Source organism: Streptococcus sp. AM28-20, assembly GCF_003603595.1.
Lineage (GTDB): Bacteria > Bacillota > Bacilli > Lactobacillales > Streptococcaceae > Streptococcus > Streptococcus ilei.
Genome location: NZ_QTNK01000005.1, coordinates 41,251 through 61,303, shown reverse-complemented (window position 1 = coordinate 61,303; position 20,053 = coordinate 41,251). Strand labels below are relative to the sequence as shown.

The 20,053-nt window shown below is 42.7% G+C and carries 15 protein-coding genes; all 15 read left to right on the top strand.

The window, feature by feature from the left end; genetic code table 11:
- Positions 1 to 27: 27 nt before the first annotated feature.
- The 15 genes from DW738_RS10080 (at position 28) to glyS (ending at position 20,047) form a co-directional block, all read left to right on the top strand.
- Positions 28 to 822 (top strand): phosphotransferase family protein, encoded by a 795-nt coding sequence (locus DW738_RS10080; RefSeq protein WP_023022280.1) that lies wholly within the window; start codon positions 28 to 30, stop codon positions 820 to 822.
- Positions 819 to 1,454 carry a tRNA (guanosine(46)-N7)-methyltransferase TrmB gene (gene trmB, locus DW738_RS10075; RefSeq protein WP_123160926.1) on the top strand — a complete coding sequence of 212 codons (636 nt, stop codon included), beginning with the start codon at positions 819 to 821 and terminating at the stop codon, positions 1,452 to 1,454. The genes DW738_RS10080 and trmB overlap by 4 nt, the downstream gene beginning before the upstream one ends.
- Positions 1,455 to 1,618: 164 nt before the next feature.
- Entirely contained in the window at positions 1,619 to 2,107 is a 489-nt protein-coding gene (rimP, locus tag DW738_RS10070) for a ribosome maturation factor RimP (protein WP_193389713.1), read from the top strand.
- Positions 2,108 to 2,152: 45 nt separating this feature from the next.
- Positions 2,153 to 3,298, top strand: coding sequence for a transcription termination factor NusA (gene nusA, locus DW738_RS10065; protein ID WP_006596880.1), 1,146 nt, complete (start codon positions 2,153 to 2,155; stop codon positions 3,296 to 3,298).
- A gap of 10 nt (positions 3,299 to 3,308) precedes the next feature.
- Positions 3,309 to 3,605 (top strand): YlxR family protein, encoded by a 297-nt coding sequence (locus DW738_RS10060; protein ID WP_006596879.1) that lies wholly within the window; start codon positions 3,309 to 3,311, stop codon positions 3,603 to 3,605.
- Positions 3,598 to 3,897 (top strand): YlxQ-related RNA-binding protein, encoded by a 300-nt coding sequence (locus tag DW738_RS10055; RefSeq protein ID WP_048715247.1) that lies wholly within the window; start codon positions 3,598 to 3,600, stop codon positions 3,895 to 3,897. The genes DW738_RS10060 and DW738_RS10055 overlap by 8 nt, the downstream gene beginning before the upstream one ends.
- Positions 3,898 to 3,913: 16 nt before the next feature.
- Positions 3,914 to 6,637, top strand: a complete 2,724-nt coding sequence (gene infB, locus DW738_RS10050) for a translation initiation factor IF-2 (protein WP_123160925.1) — start codon at positions 3,914 to 3,916, stop codon at positions 6,635 to 6,637.
- Positions 6,638 to 6,709: 72 nt separating this feature from the next.
- Positions 6,710 to 7,060: a 30S ribosome-binding factor RbfA gene (gene rbfA, locus DW738_RS10045; protein WP_123160924.1), complete on the top strand. Its 351-nt coding sequence runs from the start codon at positions 6,710 to 6,712 to the stop codon at positions 7,058 to 7,060.
- 144 nt (positions 7,061 to 7,204) lie between these two features.
- A complete protein-coding gene (locus tag DW738_RS10040) occupies positions 7,205 to 8,836 on the top strand; it encodes a Na/Pi cotransporter family protein (protein ID WP_023022293.1) in 1,632 nt (543 codons plus the stop codon).
- A gap of 157 nt (positions 8,837 to 8,993) precedes the next feature.
- Complete coding sequence (gene nagA, locus DW738_RS10035) at positions 8,994 to 10,145, top strand: N-acetylglucosamine-6-phosphate deacetylase (RefSeq protein WP_123160923.1); 1,152 nt, start codon at positions 8,994 to 8,996, stop codon at positions 10,143 to 10,145.
- Positions 10,146 to 10,482: 337 nt separating this feature from the next.
- Positions 10,483 to 10,710, top strand: coding sequence for a hypothetical protein (locus DW738_RS10025; protein ID WP_042361369.1), 228 nt, complete (start codon positions 10,483 to 10,485; stop codon positions 10,708 to 10,710).
- Between the two features lies 1 nt (position 10,711).
- Positions 10,712 to 11,554, top strand: a complete 843-nt coding sequence (locus DW738_RS10020) for an aldo/keto reductase (protein ID WP_123159657.1) — start codon at positions 10,712 to 10,714, stop codon at positions 11,552 to 11,554.
- A gap of 257 nt (positions 11,555 to 11,811) precedes the next feature.
- Positions 11,812 to 16,302 (top strand): S8 family serine peptidase, encoded by a 4,491-nt coding sequence (locus DW738_RS10015; RefSeq protein ID WP_123160922.1) that lies wholly within the window; start codon positions 11,812 to 11,814, stop codon positions 16,300 to 16,302.
- A gap of 510 nt (positions 16,303 to 16,812) precedes the next feature.
- The gene (glyQ, locus tag DW738_RS10010; RefSeq protein WP_000038760.1) at positions 16,813 to 17,730 is read left to right on the top strand and encodes a glycine--tRNA ligase subunit alpha; all 918 of its coding nucleotides are present in this window, start codon (positions 16,813 to 16,815) and stop codon (positions 17,728 to 17,730) included.
- Between the two features lie 280 nt (positions 17,731 to 18,010).
- A complete protein-coding gene (glyS, locus tag DW738_RS10005; RefSeq protein WP_023022303.1) occupies positions 18,011 to 20,047 on the top strand; it encodes a glycine--tRNA ligase subunit beta in 2,037 nt (678 codons plus the stop codon).
- Positions 20,048 to 20,053: the final 6 nt, after the last annotated feature.

Here is a 20,053-nt window from a genome sequence, read left to right as displayed (position 1 = left end):
GATGGGAAACTTTTTACGGAGGAAGAGATGGACTCGAACGAAAAAGAGCTAACGTTAACCCCAATTGCTGGTAAAAGCGGAAAAGCCTTTATGGGGACTTATCCGGATGGGGGGAAAGTATTTGTCAAAATGAATACGACTCCAATATTAGCAGGGTTAGCTAAAGAACAAATTGCTCCACAACTCTTATGGAGCCGACGCTTACCTGACGGAAATGTGATGAGCGCACAAGAATGGTTAAATGGAGAAATTTTAACTCCAAATGGGATGGGAAAAAAGCAAGTGGTTCATATCCTGACTCGTTTGCACCGTTCACGCCCCTTGATGACGCAATTGAGAAAGTTGGGCTACACAGCTGAGTCGCCATTGGATTTATTGAATTCTTTGAGCAGTCAGTTGCCAATTGCTTTGCGTCAAAACAATTATTTGCAATCTGTATTAAAGAGTTTACGACAGACTGTTCCAGCTTTTCGAGAAGATTATGCAACCATTGTCCACGGAGATGTCCGTCACAGTAACTGGATTGAAACGGATAGTGGATTTATCTACTTGGTAGATTGGGATTCTGTCCGCTTAACAGATCGGATGATGGATGTGGCTCATGTTTTAAGTCACTACATTCCAGATTCCCAGTGGCAGGATTGGTTGGTCTATTACGGCTATAAGTACAATGAAACTGTATTTGGTAAATTGTACTGGTTTGGTCAATACTCTTTCCTTTGTCAGATTGTAAAATACTATGAAAACAATGATTTAGAGAATGTGAACCGGGAAATTTATGCCTTGCGTAATTTCCGGTCAAAATATGGGAAGGAAGCATGAGAGTTAGAAACCGTAAAGGTGCAACCGAATTATTAGAAGCCAATCCGCAATATGTCATTTTGAAGCCAGAAGAAGCCAAAGGGAAGTGGCATGAGATTTTTGGAAATGACCATCCTATTCATATTGAAGTGGGAAGTGGTAAAGGTGCCTTTATCACTGGAATGGCAAAACAAAATCCAGACATTAACTATATCGGGATTGATATTCAAAAATCAGTATTAAGTTATGCTTTGGATAAGGTGTTAGAAGCTAACGTTCCCAATATCAAGTTGCTTTGGGTAGACGGGGATAGCTTGACCAATTACTTTGAAGACGGTGAGATTGATCAATTGTATCTCAATTTTTCAGATCCTTGGCCGAAGAAACGCCATGAAAAACGTCGTCTAACCTACAAGAGTTTCTTAGATACCTTCAAACAGATTTTGCCAGAGTATGGGGAGATTCATTTTAAGACGGACAATCGAGGACTCTTTGAATATAGTTTGGTGAGTTTTTCTCAGTATGGAATGACCTTGAAGGGTGTCTGGCTAGATCTTCATGCTAGTGATTTTGAGGGAAATGTCATGACCGAATATGAAAAGAAATTCTCAAGTAAGGGTCAGGTCATTTATCGGGTTGAAGCACAATTTTAAAGTCTAGTTAAGGATTGACGTCTCCTGAAAAGGAGGCGTTTTTCTTTTGGATAAAAGCTGGATGAATGAGGAAGGCGAAATTCTTGCATTTTGACGGAACTTGTGCTAGAATGTTTAAAACGAATAGAAAAGGAGAGGCGAAGACATATCTTCGCCTCTTGTCTGTGAGGAGGTGTTGTCCTATCGCAACAATTGTTGAATTAGTAACAGAAATTCTTCAACCAGCCATCCAAGCTCCATTTGAATTGGTGGATGTGGAATATGGAAAAATGGGAGGAGATTATGTTCTAAGTATCTTTGTTGATAAGCCAGGTGGTATTACCCTGAATGATACAGCAGATTTAACAGAAGTGATTAGTCCTCTGTTGGATCAGATTCAACCAGATCCATTCCCAGAACAGTACTTCCTAGAAGTGACGAGTCCTGGTTTGGAGCGTCCCTTAAAAACCAAAGATGCAGTGGAAAAAGCTCTGGGTCAATATATCCATGTCAGCTTGTACAAGGCAGTTGACAAACAAAAGGTCATTGAAGGAACACTCCTTAAGTTCGAAGATGACCAATTGACCATGGAATACATGGACAAAACCAGAAAGAAAACCATTGAAATCCCCTATAGTCTTGTCTCAAAAGCAAGACTAGCTGTCAAATTATAGCAGAAAAGAAAGGAAGGCTCTTAGTAGCCTAAGAGCAAGAAAAGAATGAGTAAAGAAATGCTAGATGCTTTTCGCATCTTGGAAGAAGACAAAGGAATCAAAAAAGAAGATATCATTGAAGCTGTCACAGAATCATTGCGTTCGGCTTATCGGAGACGGTATGGTCAAGCAGAAAGTGCGGCTATCGAATTTAATGAAAAGACTGGTGACTTCCGCGTTTATACTGTTCGTGAAGTAGTGGATGAAGTATTTGATAGCCGGTTAGAAATTAGTTTGAAAGATGCTCTTGCGATTAGCTCTGCCTATGAATTGGGAGACAAAATCAAATTTGAAGAAGCACCTGCTGAGTTTGGTCGTGTCGCAGCTCAATCTGCCAAACAAACCATCATGGAAAAAATGCGCAAGCAAACTCGTGCGATTACCTATAACACTTATAAAGAACATGAAAATGAAATTATGAGTGGAACGGTTGAGCGTTTTGATAATCGATTTATCTATGTGAATTTAGGGTCTATCGAAGCTCAATTGTCTAAACAAGACCAAATCCCGGGTGAAGTCTTCCAATCTCATGATCGCATCGAAGTCTTTGTCTACAAAGTAGAAGACAATCCTCGTGGGGTCAACGTTTTCGTAAGTCGTAGCCATCCAGAAATGATCAAACGTTTGATGGAACAAGAAATCCCTGAAGTCTATGATGGAACCGTTGAAATCATGAGCGTGGCACGTGAAGCTGGAGACCGGACTAAGGTTGCTGTTCGTAGCCATAATCCAAACGTAGATGCGATTGGAACCATCGTTGGTCGTGGTGGATCGAACATCAAAAAGATTACTAGCAAGTTCCACCCAGCTCGTTATGATCAGAAATTGGATCGTATGGTCCCAACAGAAGAAAATATTGATGTCATTGAGTGGGTACCAGATCCAGCAGAATTTATCTACAATGCCATCGCGCCTGCTGAGGTCGATCAAGTCATCTTTGACGAAGAAGACAGCAAGCATGCCCTTGTGGTAGTACCAGATAGCAAACTATCTCTTGCGATCGGTCGTCGTGGTCAAAACGTGCGCTTGGCGGCTCACTTAACTGGCTACCGGATTGATATCAAATCAGCTAGTGAGTACGAAGAAATGGAAGCAAGTCAAGAACCTGCTTTTGAAGAAGTAGAAAGTGATTTGAATTCTGTAGACGAATAGGGAGGGAATCATGGTAAAGACAAGAAAAATCCCTTTACGCAAGTCTGTCGTTTCAAATGAGGTTATCGATAAACGAGATCTCTTGCGAATCGTAAAAAATAAAGAAGGTCAAGTTTTTATCGATCCAACTGGGAAAGCAAATGGTCGTGGTGCTTATATTAAGCTCGATAACGAGGAAGCACTTCAAGCCAAGAAGAAGAAAGTCTTCAATCGCAGCTTTAGCATGGAAGTGGATGAAGCTTTCTACGACGAATTGATTGCTTATGTGGATCATAAGGTGAAAAGAAGAGAGTTAGGCCTTGAATAAGCAAAAAGTCAGTAATTTATTGGGATTGGCTCAGCGAGCAGGGAAAATCATCTCTGGAGAAGAGTTGGTCATCAAGTCTGTTCAAGAAGGAAAGGCTCGTTTGGTCTTTCTAGCAGATGATGCAGCTCCCAATCTTACCAAAAAAATCACAGATAAATGCCACTATTATGGCATTCCGGTATTAACCGTGTTTTCAACACTAGAATTAAGTACTGCCATTGGTCGCTCACGAAAGGTAGCGGCCGTGACAGATGCTGGATTTTCAAAGAAAATGAGGTCTCTTATGGAATAGAAGAGGAGGACAGCAATTGTCTAAGAAAAGATTGTATGAGATTGCCAAAGAACTAGGCAAGGAAAGTAAAGAAGTCGTCACACGGGCAAAAGAATTAGGGTTGGAGGTAAAGAGTCACGCTTCTAGTATCGAAGGTGAAGCGGTTGAGCGTTTGGTCAATAGTTTTGCATCAAAGGCGCCCCAAACTCCTAAAGTGACGGAAGAAAAACAAGTAAAAGCTGCACCGGTTGCAAAAGAACCTGTTGCAAACCAACCAGAAAAGAAAACGGAAACAGTGGCAACACCTGTTGTGAAGCCAAAGAGTCGTAATTTCAAGGCGGAACGCGAAGCCCGTGCGAAAGAGCAGGCGGAACGTCGTCAGCAACAAGGAAATCGACCTAAGAAACAACAAAACGACCGTCGGGATGGGGATCGTTTCCAAAATCGTAATGAGCGAAAAAATCAAGGAAATGACCGCCGGAACCAAGGGAATGATCGTCGCCGTGACCAAGCTGGCAACGGTCAAGGACGTCCAAATCCTGTAAATGGCGCACCGAAGATTGACTTCAAAGCCCGTGCAGCAGCATTAAAGGCAGAGCAAAATGCAGAATATGCACGTGGTAGTGAAGAACGCTACAAGCAAAACCAGGCAGCCAAGGTAGAGCAAGACCGTCAACAACGTCGTAAGCGCGAAGAGGCAGTTACGACTGAAGTTGTTGCTCCACAACCAAAGGCAGAAGCAGTGAAGGCAACTCCGGTAGCGGCTCCAAGTCCTGCAGCAGTTGATACACGTCGGAAAAAGCAAGCTAGACCAGACAAAAAACGTGAAGATTTTGATCGCGAAGAAGATGGTCCAAGAAAACAACAAAAGAATCGAAGTAGTCAAAACCAAGTGAGAAATCAAAGAAATAGTAACTGGAACAACAACAAAAAGAATAAAAAAGGAAAGAATAACCGCAATGAAGCTCCAAAACCAGTAACAGAGCGTAAATTCCATGAGTTGCCAAGTGAACTTGAGTACACAGATGGAATGACGGTTGCGGAAATCGCAAAACGGATTAAGCGTGAGCCTGCGGAAATCGTTAAGAAACTCTTCATGATGGGAGTGATGGCGACACAAAACCAATCCTTAGATGGCGATACCATTGAACTGCTGTTAGTGGATTATGGAATTGAAGCCAAGAAAAAGGTTGAAGTGGACAATGCGGATATCGAACGTTTCTTCGTCGAAGATGGCTATTTGAATCCAGATGAATTGGTAGAGCGTCCACCAGTTGTCACCATCATGGGACACGTTGACCATGGTAAAACAACCCTTTTGGATACCCTTCGTAATTCACGTGTAGCAACAGGTGAAGCGGGAGGAATCACCCAGCATATCGGTGCTTACCAAATCGTGGAAAATGGCAAGAAGATTACCTTCTTGGATACACCTGGACACGCGGCCTTTACTTCTATGCGGGCGCGTGGTGCCTCTGTTACGGATATTACCATCTTGGTTGTAGCAGCAGATGACGGGGTGATGCCACAGACCATCGAAGCCATCAACCATTCAAAAGCAGCGAACGTTCCAATCATCGTAGCTATTAACAAGATTGATAAACCAGGTGCCAACCCAGAACGTGTGATCGGTGAATTGGCAGAGCATGGAGTTATGTCAACAGCTTGGGGTGGAGATTCTGAGTTTGTAGAAATTTCTGCCAAGTTCAACCAAAATATCGATGAACTTTTGGAAACGGTCCTTCTTGTGGCTGAAATCCAAGAACTCAAGGCAGATCCAACTGTTCGTGCCATCGGTACGGTTATCGAAGCGCGTTTGGATAAAGGTAAAGGTGCGGTTGCAACCCTTCTGGTTCAACAAGGTACCTTGAATGTCCAAGACCCAATCGTTGTTGGTAATACTTTCGGACGTGTCCGTGCCATGACCAATGACCTTGGCCGTCGTGTGAAAGCAGCTGGACCATCTACTCCAGTTTCTATCACTGGTTTGAATGAAGCACCAATGGCGGGTGACCATTTTGCGGTTTATGAAGATGAAAAATCTGCGCGTGCAGCCGGTGAAGAACGTGCGAAACGTGCGCTGATGAAACAACGTCAAGCAACCAACCGTGTCAGCCTTGAAAACCTCTTTGATACTTTGAAGGCTGGTGAAGTGAAATCTGTTAATGTCATTATCAAGGCTGATGTACAAGGTTCGGTTGAAGCCCTTGCTGCTTCCCTTCAAAAGATTGAAGTAGAAGGTGTCAAGGTTACCATCGTTCACTCAGCGGTTGGTGCTATCAACGAATCAGACGTTACCCTCGCAGAAGCTTCAAATGCCTTCATCATTGGATTTAACGTCCGCCCTACTCCTCAAGCGCGTCAGCAAGCTGAAGCTGATGAGGTAGAAATCCGTCTTCACTCAATCATCTACAAAGTGATTGAAGAAATGGAAGATGCCATGAAGGGAATGTTGGATCCTGAGTTTGAAGAGAAAGTCATCGGGGAAGCGGTTATTCGTGAAACCTTCAAAGTCTCTAAAGTGGGTACCATTGGTGGATTTATGGTCCTCAGTGGTAAGGTCACTCGTGATTCCAAAGTCCGTGTCATTCGTGACGGTGTCGTGATTTATGATGGCGCTCTTGCTAGCTTGAAACATTATAAAGATGATGTCAAAGAAGTAACCAACGGTCGCGAAGGTGGATTGATGATCGAAGGCTACAATGATATCAAGACGGATGATACCATCGAAGCTTACATCATGGAAGAAATTAAAAAATAAACTGTTAACTAGGAAAGAAGAGAAGCATTCTCCCATTTCCTAGTTTTAAAGACAGATCAGAAAGGAGTTCCTATGGCAAGTCATTTTCGGACAGACCGAGTAGGGATGGAAATCAAGCGTGAAGTCAACGAAATTTTGCAAAAAAAAGTTCGTGACCCACGTGTTCAAGGTGTCACCATTACGGATGTTCAGATGCTAGGCGATTTGTCTATGGCTAAGGTCTACTATTCGATTATGAGTGACCTGGCTTCAGATAATCAGAAGGCTCAGACAGGGCTTGAAAAAGCAACAGGAACCATCAAGCGCGAATTAGGTCGGAATTTAAAATTATATAAGATTCCGGATTTAACCTTTGTCAAAGATGAATCCATTGAATATGGAAACAAAATTGATCAAATGTTACGAGAGCTTGATAAAAAATAATGAACAAAACGATAGATTTTGTAGAGTCTATCGTTTTTTTAGGACAAAATTCAGAAGAAATTTCAAAAAAAAACTTGTGTCCAAGTGGTGGATGTTTTAAAATAGAGTGAGTAAACTTTTATCGAATGATGATGGAGGAAAGAAATGTCCATTGATTGGCAGAACATTTTATTTAACTTCTTAGGTGGCTTGGGTCTCTTTCTCTATAGTATTAAAACCATGGGAGAAGGCTTGCAACAGGCTGCAGGGGATCGCCTTCGATACTATATTGATAAATATACGAGTAATCCCTTTCTAGGGGTTCTAGTAGGGATTGGGATGACTGCTTTGATTCAGTCTAGTTCAGGGGTTACAGTGATTACGGTCGGTCTGGTGAGTGCTGGACTTCTAACCCTCCGTCAAGCTATTGGTATTGTTATGGGGGCCAATATTGGAACTACTGTTACCTCCTTTATCATTGGTTTTAAATTAGGAGACTACGCCTTGCCTATGCTTTTTATCGGAGCGATTTGTCTCTTCTTTACCAAAAATCGTTTGGTTAATAATGTTGGACGAATCGTTTTTGGTGTCGGTGGTATCTTCTTTGCCCTCAACTTGATGAGTGGGGCTATGGAACCTCTTAAAGATTTGCAAGTTTTTCGTGACTACATGGTGGAGTTGAGTAAAAGTCCTATCTTGGGTGTCTTTGTCGGATCAGGATTAACTCTTTTGATTCAGGCTTCCTCTGCAACCATTGGTATCTTACAAAATCTCTATGCTAGTCATTTGATTGACCTTAAAGGGGCTCTCCCAGTTCTCTTTGGTGATAATATCGGAACGACCATTACAGCCATCATTGCTTCCTTGGGAGCAAATATTGCGGCCAAACGTGTGGCGGGTGCCCATGTAGCCTTTAATGTTATCGGAACCATTATCTGTCTTGTCTTCCTTGTTCCGTTTACATCTTTGATTCAATGGTTTGAAACGACTCTTCATTTGTCTCCCGAGATGACCATAGCCTTTGCTCACGGGACCTTTAATATTACCAATACCATCATCCAGTTCCCCTTCATTGGAGCTTTGGCTTACTTTGTGACGAAATTGATTCCTGGTGAGGATGAAGTGGTCAAATACGAACCACTTTACTTGGATGAAAATCTGATTACCCAAGCTCCTTCGATTGCTTTAGGAAATGCCAAAAAAGAACTATTGCATTTAGGAACCTATGCTGAAAAGAGTTTCGACTTGGCCTATCGCTACATTGTAAATCAAGAAGAAAAGCTAGCTGAAAAAGGCCATAAAACAGAAGAAGCCATTAATACCATCGATGATCAGTTGACCAAATACTTGATCCGCTTGTCTAGTGAAGCTCTGAGTCCAAAAGAAAGTGAATCCTTGACTAATATTTTGGATTCTTCTCGAGATTTAGAGCGGATTGGAGACCACGCGGAATCCTTAATCAACCTGACGGACTACCTCATTCGGAAGAAAGTTGTGTTTTCTGATAATGCCTTGGCTGAATTAGAAGATATCTACCAACAAACTGCTACTTTTGTTAAAGATGCACTTAGAAGTGTAGAAGAGGATAACCAAGAGTTGGCAGCAGAGTTGGAACAGCGCCATCAGGCAATTGAAAAGCTCGAAAAGAAATTGCGGAAGACCCATATTTCTCGTCTAAACAAGGGCGAGTGTACACCTCAAGCAGGTGTCAACTTTATTGATATGATCTCTCACTATACACGTGTTGCAGACCATGCCATGAATTTAGCAGAGAAGGTGCAATTGGAGCAGATCTAAAAAAGCAAAAAATCCAGTTCTTTGAAACTGGATTTTTTATCTCATTTATAAAGAATATTAATATATTTAAATAAAATAGGTCTAGACCATTTACAAATACAGCACAAAGGATTATAATGTGTATGAATATATCGGTAGAAAAAGAAAGGAAATCACCATGACAACCTATATACAAGCAGATCAATTCTTTTATCCCCATGGAATTCGTAAGGGGGGATATCTAGAAATTGTCGATGGCAAATTCGGAAAACATGTGGATCAGCTACCAGAGGGAGCTAGCGTTTTGGACTATACTGGCTATAGTATTGCTCCTGGATTGGTCGATACGCACATCCATGGATTTGGTGGAGTTGATGTTATGGACAACAACATTGAAGGAACCCTTCATACTATGAGTGAGGGGCTCTTGAGCACAGGGGTTACTAGCTTTTTGCCAACAACTTTGACCTCTTCTTATGAGCAATTATTAGCAGTAACTGAAAACATTGGAGCACGATACCAAGAAGCTTCTGGTGCAAAGATCCGTGGGATTTACTTTGAAGGTCCTTACTTTACAGAGAAGTACAAAGGAGCTCAAAATCCAGCCTATATGAAAGATCCTCGGATGGATGAATTCCGTGCATGGCAAAAAGCAGCCAAGGGCTTGCTCAATAAAATTGCCCTTGCTCCTGAGCGGGAAGGTGTAGAAGACTTTGTCCGTACAGTAACAGGAGAAGGGGTGACGGTTGCGCTGGGGCACTCCAATGCAACCTTTGACGAAGCCAAAAAAGCAGTGGATGCTGGGGCTAGTGTCTGGGTGCATGCCTATAACGGAATGCGCGGCTTGACGCACCGTGAACTTGGAATGGTCGGGGCTATGTACCAACTTCCACATACTTATGCTGAGTTAATCTGTGATGGGCATCACGTTGATCCAAAAGCTTGCGATATTCTCCTCAAACAAAAAGGAGTGGAAAATATTGCCTTGATCACCGACTGTATGACAGCTGGTGGCTTGGAAGATGGCGACTACATGTTGGGTGAATTCCCTGTTGTCGTAGAAAATGGAACGGCCCGTTTGAAATCGACAGGAAACTTGGCTGGTTCGATCTTGAAGCTTAAAGATGGATTGAAGAATGTTGTTGAGTGGGGCATTGCTAATCCTCATGAAGCGGTCATGATGGCCAGTCTCAACCCTGCTAAATCTGTCCATATCGATGATGTCTGTGGCCAAATCCGTGAGGGATATGATGCTGACTTCATTGTACTGGATAAAGATTTAGAGTTGGTTGCAACCTTCTTGGATGGCCAAAAACGATTTGAAGCTTAATGGTGAAAAAAGGTTCAAATACGAATCAATTGCTTTTGTTTCCTTTTACCAGTTTTAAAATTGAATTTCTTCCATGAGGCTGGGACAAAAGTCCTAGCCTCTCAATTGTCTTTAGATTGTCGAGCAAGACGCAGTGGTTGAGTGGGCTCTACTACGCTGATTTCATCAGCTTTTACAGCCCTACTCAACTGTGCGGAGGTGGGACGACGAAATCGAATTCTAACGAATTACCGATTTCTGTCCCACTCTCATTTAAATAGGATTCCTTGGCCTAGCCATTTGTCTCATTGCTCTGATACATGGTATAATGAAATTAATTGAATCGCGAGGTAGTTTTATGAATAAGATAAATGTACGTTTTTTGTTGATGGGATTATTTTTCTTTCTCTACGGTATGTTACGCCGTAGTCCCGTCATTCTAGTGGCAGGTAGTGCCTTTTTACTCTATGCCTTTTTTAGTAAATCAATGGTGCAACCTAAGGAAAATATCTTTAAGCCAAAGTTGCGCTTGAATGCAAAGACTTCTAAGTCTGATGAAAAAACAAAGAAAAGTGACGGGAAATAAGATGGAGAGCTACAAACTAAATGACGGACGCCAAATTCCTGTACTAGGTTTTGGTACTTGGAAGGCGAAAGATGGCGAGGAAGCTTATCAAGCAGTAAAAACAGCCTTAGAAGCGGGCTATCGCCATATTGATACGGCAGCCATCTATCAAAATGAAGAAAGCGTCGGAAAGGCTATCCGGGATAGTGGTATTCCAAGAGAAGAGCTTTTTGTAACGACCAAGTTGTGGAATAATCGTCACACCTATGAGGATGCTGACAATGGCCTAGAGGAATCTTTGCACAAATTGGGTCTAGAATATATCGATTTGTATTTAATCCACTGGCCAAATCCTGTGACTCACCGAGAAAATGAGGCCTGGAAAGAACGGAATCGTGAGGTTTGGAGAGCCATGGAAGATATGCAGGCAGTGGGTAAAATTCGCTCTATTGGCGTGAGTAACTTTTTGCCTCATCACCTGGATGCTTTGTTGGAGAGTGCCAAAGTTCTTCCAGCAGTCAATCAGATCCGCTTGGCTCCTGGAGTCTATCAAGAGGAAGTAGTCCGTTATTGCCGTGATAAAGGAATTTTATTGGAGGCTTGGGGTCCATTTGGTCAAGGAGAGCTTTTTCAAAATGAGACAGTTCTTGCATTGGCTAAAAAATATAGTGTAACTCCAGCCCAGCTTCTTTTAGCTTGGAGTTTAGCAGAAGAATTTTTACCTTTGCCTAAATCAGTGACTCCTGAACGCATTGCAAGTAATCTTCAATGCACTACAATCGAATTGGCTCCAGAAGACTGTGAGCTCCTTCGGAAGATCCCAGTAGAAGCGGGAGCGCCAGATCCAGATACCAAAGACTTTTAAGACAGTAAGTTAGTTGATTTATAAAAGACAGTGAGAGTTTGCTCTCGCTGTTTTTTTGTGCAATGAGATAAAAAAACGGATGATTGGTTTTAATTTTCTAATTATTTGAATTATAAAATCACTAAAAACAAACAAAAAACACCTAATTAAAGATATCATGCGGAAATATTACAATTTGATAACAAAGTTAATGTTGAGTGAATTTTCTGAAAAATTAGGAGTATAATAAGAATAATTTAGTATATAGGGGGAATCTTATGAGTAAACAGCGTTTCTCATTGAGAAAATATAAATTTGGTGTTGCATCGGTGCTGTTAGGGTCGGTCCTTGTCTTTGGAGCAGGAAATGTAAGTGCGGATGAAACAAAACAACCAGAGACTGCAGTAATTGCATCTGCAGAAGCAAATCCAGCGTTGCCAAGCGAGTCTGCTTCTCCTGTAAGTGATCAAGCAAATGAGCAGACTAGAGACTCAGTAGTTGAAAATGGTAAAGTTGTTGACGAGCCAGCCTCTTCAGAAAAAGGGGCAACAAGTCCATCTGTCGAATCAGGTAGCCAAGTAGTTGCCCAGGAAGCAAAAACAGAGGATAAAGCTACTGAAAAGCAAGTAGAAGCTGTAACTAAAATTGAGGCTAAACCTGCAGAAAAAGCAAGTGAGGGACAGGAAAAAACAGAAGTTAAACCCTCTTCAACAGAGGAGAAGGCTGAGGCTAACCCTGCAACAGAAGCAAGAGCTGAAAAGAAAGCTGAAGACAAACCATTCAGTATCAGCAGCAATACGATTATTAATGTGCCTCAAACTTGGGAAAAAGGCTACAAGGGTGAAGGGACTGTTGTTGCAGTCATTGACTCTGGTTTAGATGTCTACCATGAAGTATTGCGGATTTCAGACCCGACAAAAGGGAAGTTCAAAAATCAAACAGAATTAGAAGCTGCAAAAAAAGCAGCGGGAATTGATTACGGAAAATGGTACAACGATAAGGTCGTCTTTGCTTATGATTATATGGATGGAGATGACAATATCAAAGAAAAAGACCATGATTCACATGGTATGCACGTAACAGGGATTGCGACTGGGAACCCTGACAAAAAAGCTGGGGATGGCAACTATGTATACGGAGTTGCTCCAGAAGCCCAAGTGATGTTTATGCGTGTTTTCTCTGATCGTAGTGGATCAACCAGTGATGTTGTCTATGTGAAAGCGATTGATGACGCAGTTGCATTGGGAGCGGACGTCATCAACATGAGTTTGGGATCTGTGACAGGTTCTACTGTGAATGCTAGTCCCGCTGTCCGGGAAGCTATCCAACGAGCACGCGCAAAAGGGGTTAGCGTCATTATCGCGGCAGGAAATAGCAATACCTATGGATACGGTTATGACAATCCAAGTGCTGAAAACCCTGATTACGGTGTCGTGGGGAGTCCTTCAACCGTAGAAGAGTCTATTTCAGTTGCATCCGTAAATGATTCGGTTGTAACAGAAGAAGTCTTTACAGTTCGAGGCTTGGAAGACAATGCCGACTTGGATAAAGGAAAATTCACCTATACAGCAGCTGAAACAGATGCCAATTTCGAAAATGGGAAAGAATATGATTATGTAGATGCTGGTTTGGGGCGTGAGAGTGATTTAGACAGTCTCGATTTGACTGGTAAAGTTGCCCTTATCAAACGTGGCGAAATCACCTTCTCAGATAAGGTCGCTAATGTCTATAAAAAAGGAGCAATTGGAGCCCTTATTTACAACAGTGTCGAAGGCGCGAATGTCAAAATGGGCCTCGAAGGGGATGCGAGAAAGATCCCTGCTGTTTTCATTTCTAAGCGCTATGGAGAAGCGATTAAAGGTAAAGACTACAAGCTTGTCTTTGATGGTAGCTTAGACAATCGTCCAAACCCTGATGCAGATAAGATGTCAGATTTCTCCAGTTGGGGAGTCTCAACAGATGGCCAATTAAAACCGGATGTCACAGCACCTGGTGGGTCGATCTTTTCATCTCTAAATGACAATAGCTATGGTAGTATGAGCGGAACCAGTATGGCCTCCCCTCATGTAGCTGGGGTATCGGCTTTGGTGAAGGAATACCTCCAAGCTCATCATCCAGAACTTTCGCCAGAGGAGCTATCTGCAACAGTCAAAGCCTTAATCATGTCAACCGCAAAACCGCACCTCAACAAAGAAACGGGTGCTTACACTTCGGTACGTCAACAAGGGGCGGGGATTGTGGATACTGCTGCAGCGGTTTCAACAGACCTATATGTAACGAATGAAGATGCTTACCCAAGCGTAACTCTTGGCAATGTCGAGGATCGGTTTAGTTTTGATGTGACCGTTCATAATATTTCTGATACTGACAGAGAGTTGAAGATGATTGTGAATACCACTACCGACGATGTAAAAGATGATCGCTTTACCTTGAAGCCTCGGAAATTAACAGAGACGGTATGGCCAAATGTAACTGTAAAAGCCCATAGTAGTCAGACAGTGACAGTGACTGTCGATGCGTCTAAGTTTGCAGAGGAATTGACTAAATTGATGCCGAACGGTTACTTCCTAGAAGGATTTGTTCGCTTTGTGGATCCAGCAGATGACGGCGATGTGGTTAGCATTCCATTTATGGGCTTCCGTGGTTCTTTCCAAAATATCCCTGCGGTTGAAAAACCAATCTACAATTTGGTAAGAGAAGGGAAATCAGGATTCTACTATGATGTTCCAGAAACCAAACATGTGCCATCAAAGACGAATGTAACATCCTTAGTCTCTAACGCTAACGACGTGCTCTATTCGACTGCTAAGAAGGAAACAGCAGAACGAAGCCCAATCGTTCTTGGGACAGTAGAAACTTCAGAAGGTTTGAATGTCCTCCATTTAGATGCGGATGGCAATGTACGTCTGGCTATTTCTCCAGATGGAGATGGAAACAAAGATTACGTGCAGTACCGTGCTGTAGTCTTGCGAAACCTAAAAAATATGAAAGCAGCTGTCTACAAGGCAGATGATCAAGCATTTGCTCAGCCAGTTTGGACAAGTACAGGAGCTTTCTCTGCTCGTAAGAATTATTTTGACGGACGTGGGAAACGATCTTATCTAGTCGACAACACGGCTTGGGAAGGAACTAATGCCAAGGGTGAAAAGGTGGCGGATGGTCACTATATCTATGAGGTTCGTTATACGCCAGCAGTTCCAGGAGCAGAGGAGCAAGTTGTTCGCTTTAACCTCCAAATTGATACCCAAAAACCAGTCTTGACTTCAGGTTACACGACCAAGAAGGATGGGGTAGAAACCTTCTATGCTCGTAAAACAAAAGATGTTGGCAATGGTGGAATCTTACGAGAGCAAGTCTTCTATGTCAAGACCTTTGATGAAGAGGGGACCCTAGTTAAGGAGGGGAAAGACGCCCTAGGGAAGACTAGCCGTTTTGAAAACCGTGTCTATTTAACGGCAAATGAAGATGGAGGCTATACTCTTCCAGAAGGAATCAGTAAAGACTTACTTTACTATGTGGTTGAAGATTACGCTGGAAACCGCGACTTTGCCTCTCTTGCTGATTTTGCTGCTACTGAGGATAGTGGCCGAATTAAGGTATCAGTCCTAGATGCCGATACACATCAAGAATTAGATACTGATTTTGTCTACCGTATCAAAGATGAACAAGGGCAGTATGTCAACTTAGATAAAGGGAAAGAAATCAATTTCCTTAAGTTTGGTAGCTATGTTGCAGAACTCTTTGCCTATGACAAATCAGATCTGAAACTCGTCAGCGAACGAACTCAGAAATTTGAAATCACTGCAGAGGATAGCTTTAAGACCATCGAATTCTTGGCCAAAGAGATTGTCACTGCTCCTTTGAGCCTGGTCTTTGATCAAGCAGTACCTAGAACAACACCAGTTGTCTTGAAGAATCAAGCTGGTGAAACCTTTGTTCTTCCAGTTCAACGCTATGGCAAGAATGCTTTTGGGAAAGATGTCCCAGTTGGAACTTATACGATTTCAGTCAGTCTACCAACAGGCTATGAGTTGTTTGAGGATGCACCGACTGTGACCGTTCTGGCGGATCAAAACAACCTCGCAAAACTTTCTGTTGTCATTAAGACCCAATTGTTGCAATTGCTGGCTCAACAAGCTAACTTGACCAGCACTCCTCAGTACTTTAATGCAACAAGTGAAAAACGTTTAGCTTATGATGCAGCATACCAAGAAGCTCAGAAAGCTCTTGCGACTAAGTTATCACAAGCAGAAGTTGACCAAATCTTTTCAAATCTTGGATTGGTAACCAGTCAATTAGATGGGAAAGAGTCTGATTTCACAGCGCTAAAATCAGCTATTGCTGCCTATGATGCGACTTCAAAAACAGGCCGTTATGCGAACGCTAAGGATTCTGCTCGACGTGCCTTTGATCAAAGCTTTAAGGAGTTGGCTCTCTTGCTCGTCCGCGAAGGTGTGACACAAGAGCAAATCAACCAAGCGCTTGCGAACTACCAGGCGGCTGATCAACAATTAACTGGCAAAACAACCGATTTCTCAAGTCTTAAGAAATTGATTGCAGCAGAACTCCAGTTCCAAGCTAAGAACGCTAAGTTTATCTATGCAGCAGATAAGGTGAAGGTGAATTACCTTCAAGCCTTTATCCGCGCTCAAGCAGTACTGGCTAATCCTGGTGCTAGTCAACAGGAAGTCAAGGCGGCCTTAGCAGAGGTTAAAGCTGCTAAGAAAAAATTAAATGGGAAAAAACCAAAGGTTGCAAAACGCCCATAACCTTACCCTTTCTTTGAAAGGAATTTCTACAAGTCTGAAACAACAGTTTCGGACTTGTTTTTTGTTTACACTCGAATAGAAATCTGCTATAATACTAGTCAAGAAAGAAAGGCTTATGGCGTTTTTTTAGCGAGCTTGGGACAGTGAAAGCCAAGTGGAACAAGATAGGCAAGTGGCGCTTTCTCTCAGTAGATAGCTGAGTACAGTAGAATAAAATGAAGTAATAAATTAGGGTGGAACCGCGTTTCTGACGCCCCTAGGTCACTTGACTTAGGGGGAAAGACACGGTTCTTTTTGTATTCTAGGTCGCAATAAATTATAGAAAATGGAGTAAATAATGTCTAAAAAACTAACCTTTCACTGCGTCAGTGGCAGAGACCTCCTTTCAGTCGGGCTGTCCCACGCTCAGCACTAGGGTGCCTGAGCTAGACGCAGTACTAACTCGTCTTGCCTCGTATGATCGACGAGGCAGACTCGTGTCGCAAGAAATTATAGAAAATGGAGTAAAACATGTCTAAAAAATTGACTTTTCAAGAGATTATTTTGACTTTGCAACAATACTGGAATGACCAGGGTTGTATGCTCATGCAGGCTTATGATAATGAAAAGGGTGCGGGTACGATGAGTCCTTACACCTTCCTTCGCGCCATTGGTCCGGAACCATGGAATGCGGCTTATGTAGAGCCATCTCGTCGTCCAGCAGACGGTCGTTACGGGGAAAATCCAAACCGTCTTTACCAACACCACCAATTCCAAGTGGTCATGAAACCATCACCATCAAACATTCAAGAACTTTACCTTGAGTCATTGGAAAAATTGGGTATCAATCCTTTAGAGCATGATATTCGCTTCGTAGAAGATAACTGGGAAAATCCATCAACTGGTTCAGCTGGTCTTGGTTGGGAAGTTTGGCTGGATGGTATGGAAATCACTCAGTTCACTTACTTCCAACAGGTCGGTGGCTTGGCAACAGGTCCTGTTACCGCTGAGGTCACTTATGGTTTGGAACGTTTGGCTTCTTACATCCAGGAAGTAGACTCAGTTTATGATATCGAGTGGGCTCCGGGTGTAAAATATGGAGAAATCTTCCTTCAACCAGAATATGAGCACTCAAAATACAGCTTTGAAGTTTCTGACCAAGATATGCTTCTTGAAAACTTCGAAAAATTTGAAAAAGAGGCCGGACGTGCTTTGGAATTGGGTCTCGTTCACCCAGCCTATGACTACGTTTTGAAATGTTCACATACCTTTAACTTACTTGATGCTCGTGGAGCGGTATCTGTTACAGAACGTGCCGGCTACATTGCCCGCATCCGTAACTTGGCCCGTGTCGTAGCTAAGACCTTCGTCGCAGAACGCAAGAAACTCGGTTACCCACTTCTCGACGAAGCCACACGCGCAAAACTCCTAGCAGAAGAGGAAGAATAAAGAGAGTTACAAGAATGGAAAAAGGGCGAACAGAGTGAGCCCATATGGTACCCTTTAGCAAGTCAAAGACTTGCTAAAGGGATAGGCGCCGCCGTACTGCTAGATGGGGATTTTTGAAACCTTAGGTTCAAAAATTAGTCGGCTAAATCCACTTTGATGAGACTGTTGGAAATCTATGTCAAGGAGATAGAAGATTTCCCTACAGACTCACAAAGTTAGTTAGCGACGTCCTCAGTACTTAAGGTGCCTATCAAAAAGAAGAAGATGCAAAGGAAAAAACATGACAAAAAACTTATTAGTAGAACTAGGACTTGAAGAGTTACCAGCCTACGTTGTCACACCAAGTGAAAAACAATTGGGTGAGAAAATGGCAGCCTTCTTGGATGATAACCGCCTTTCATATGAAAGCATTCAAACCTTCTCAACTCCACGTCGTTTGGCTGTTCGTGTACTTGGTTTGGCTGATCAACAAACCGATTTGACAGAAGATTTTAAAGGACCTTCTAAGAAAATTGCCTTGGATGCTGATGGAAACTTCTCAAAAGCAGCGCAAGGCTTTGTTCGTGGAAAAGGCTTGACTGTAGATGACATCGAATTCCGTGAAGTTAAGGGAGAAGAATACGTTTACGTGACGAAACATGAAGCTGGAAAACCTGCCAAAGAAGTCTTGGCCGGCGTTCCAGAAGTACTTGCTTCATTGACTTTCCCTGTCAGCATGCACTGGGCTAACAACACCTTTGAATACATTCGTCCAGTTCATACCTTGATTGTCCTTTTGGGTGATGAAGCGCTTGATCTCGACTTCTTGGATATCCATTCAGGTCGTGTGAGTCGCGGACACCGTTTCCTTGGACATGAAGTGGAAATTACCAATGCGGATTCGTACGAAGAAGACCTTCGTACCGTTTACGTCATTGCAGACAGCAAAGAACGTGAAAACATGATTCGTGAGCAAATCAAAGCTATTGAAGCAGAACAAGGTGTTCAAGTCCAAATCGAAGAAGGACTTTTGAATGAAGTCTTGAACTTGGTCGAATACCCAACTGCCTTTATGGGAAGTTTCGATACTAAGTATTTGGACGTTCCAGAAGAAGTCTTGGTGACCTCAATGGAAACGCACCAACGTTACTTTGTTGTACGTGACCTTGACGGTAAGCTTAAACCAAACTTCATCTCAGTCCGTAATGGGAATGCTGAGCACTTGGAAAATGTTATCCGAGGAAATGAAAAAGTCTTGGTGGCGCGTCTCGAAGATGGTGAATTCTTCTGGCGTGAAGACCAAAAACTCAAGATTGAAGACCTGGTTGCTAAATTGGCACACGTGACTTTCCATGAAAAAATCGGTTCTCTTTCAGAACACATGGCCCGTGCTGGTGTCATTGCGGCTTCCTTGGCTGAGCAAGCTGGCTTGACTGCTGAAGAAAAAGCAGCTGTAGCTCGTGCAGCAGAAATCTACAAATTTGACCTCTTGACTGGTATGGTTGGAGAGTTTGATGAATTGCAAGGAATCATGGGTGAAAAATACGCCCTCCTTGCTGGTGAAGATGCTGCAGTAGCGACAGCTATCCGTGAGCACTATCTTCCTGATTCAGCAGATGGAGCCCTTCCTGAAACCAAGGTTGGTGCCATCCTTGCTCTTGCGGATAAATTGGATACCCTTCTTTCCTTCTTCTCAGTCGGTTTGATTCCGTCTGGTTCCAATGACCCTTATGCGCTTCGCCGTGCAACACAAGGGATTGTTCGTATCTTGGATGCCTTTGGTTGGAACATCCCGATGGATGAGTTAATCGATAGTCTTTACGGACTTTCATTCGATAGTCTTTCGTATGCCAATCAAGCAGAAGTGCTCAACTTCATCAAGGCGCGTGTAGACAAGATGATGGGACGCACATCTAAAGACATCAAAGAAGCTGTACTTGCTGGTTCAAACTTCGTGGTAGCGGATATGCTTGAAGCGGCTGAAGCTCTTTCAGAAGCTGCTAAGACTGATGGTTATAAGGCAGCTGTTGAGTCACTCTCACGTGCTTTCAACTTGGCAGAAAAAGCAGATGCTTCAGTAGAGGTCGATGCTAGTCTCTTTGAAAATGATCAAGAAAAAGCTCTTGCTAAGGCGATTGAAGAATTAGAATTGACAGGTTCAGCTAGCGACAAATTGGCTCAACTCTTTGCTCTTAGCCCAGTCATCGATGCTTTCTTTGACAATACCATGGTTATGGCAGAAGATGAGGCTGTTAAAAAGAATCGTTTGGCCCTTCTTGCTAGTCTAGTAGCAAAAGCCAATAAAGTCGCAGCCTTTAACCAATTAAATACAAAATAATGACCT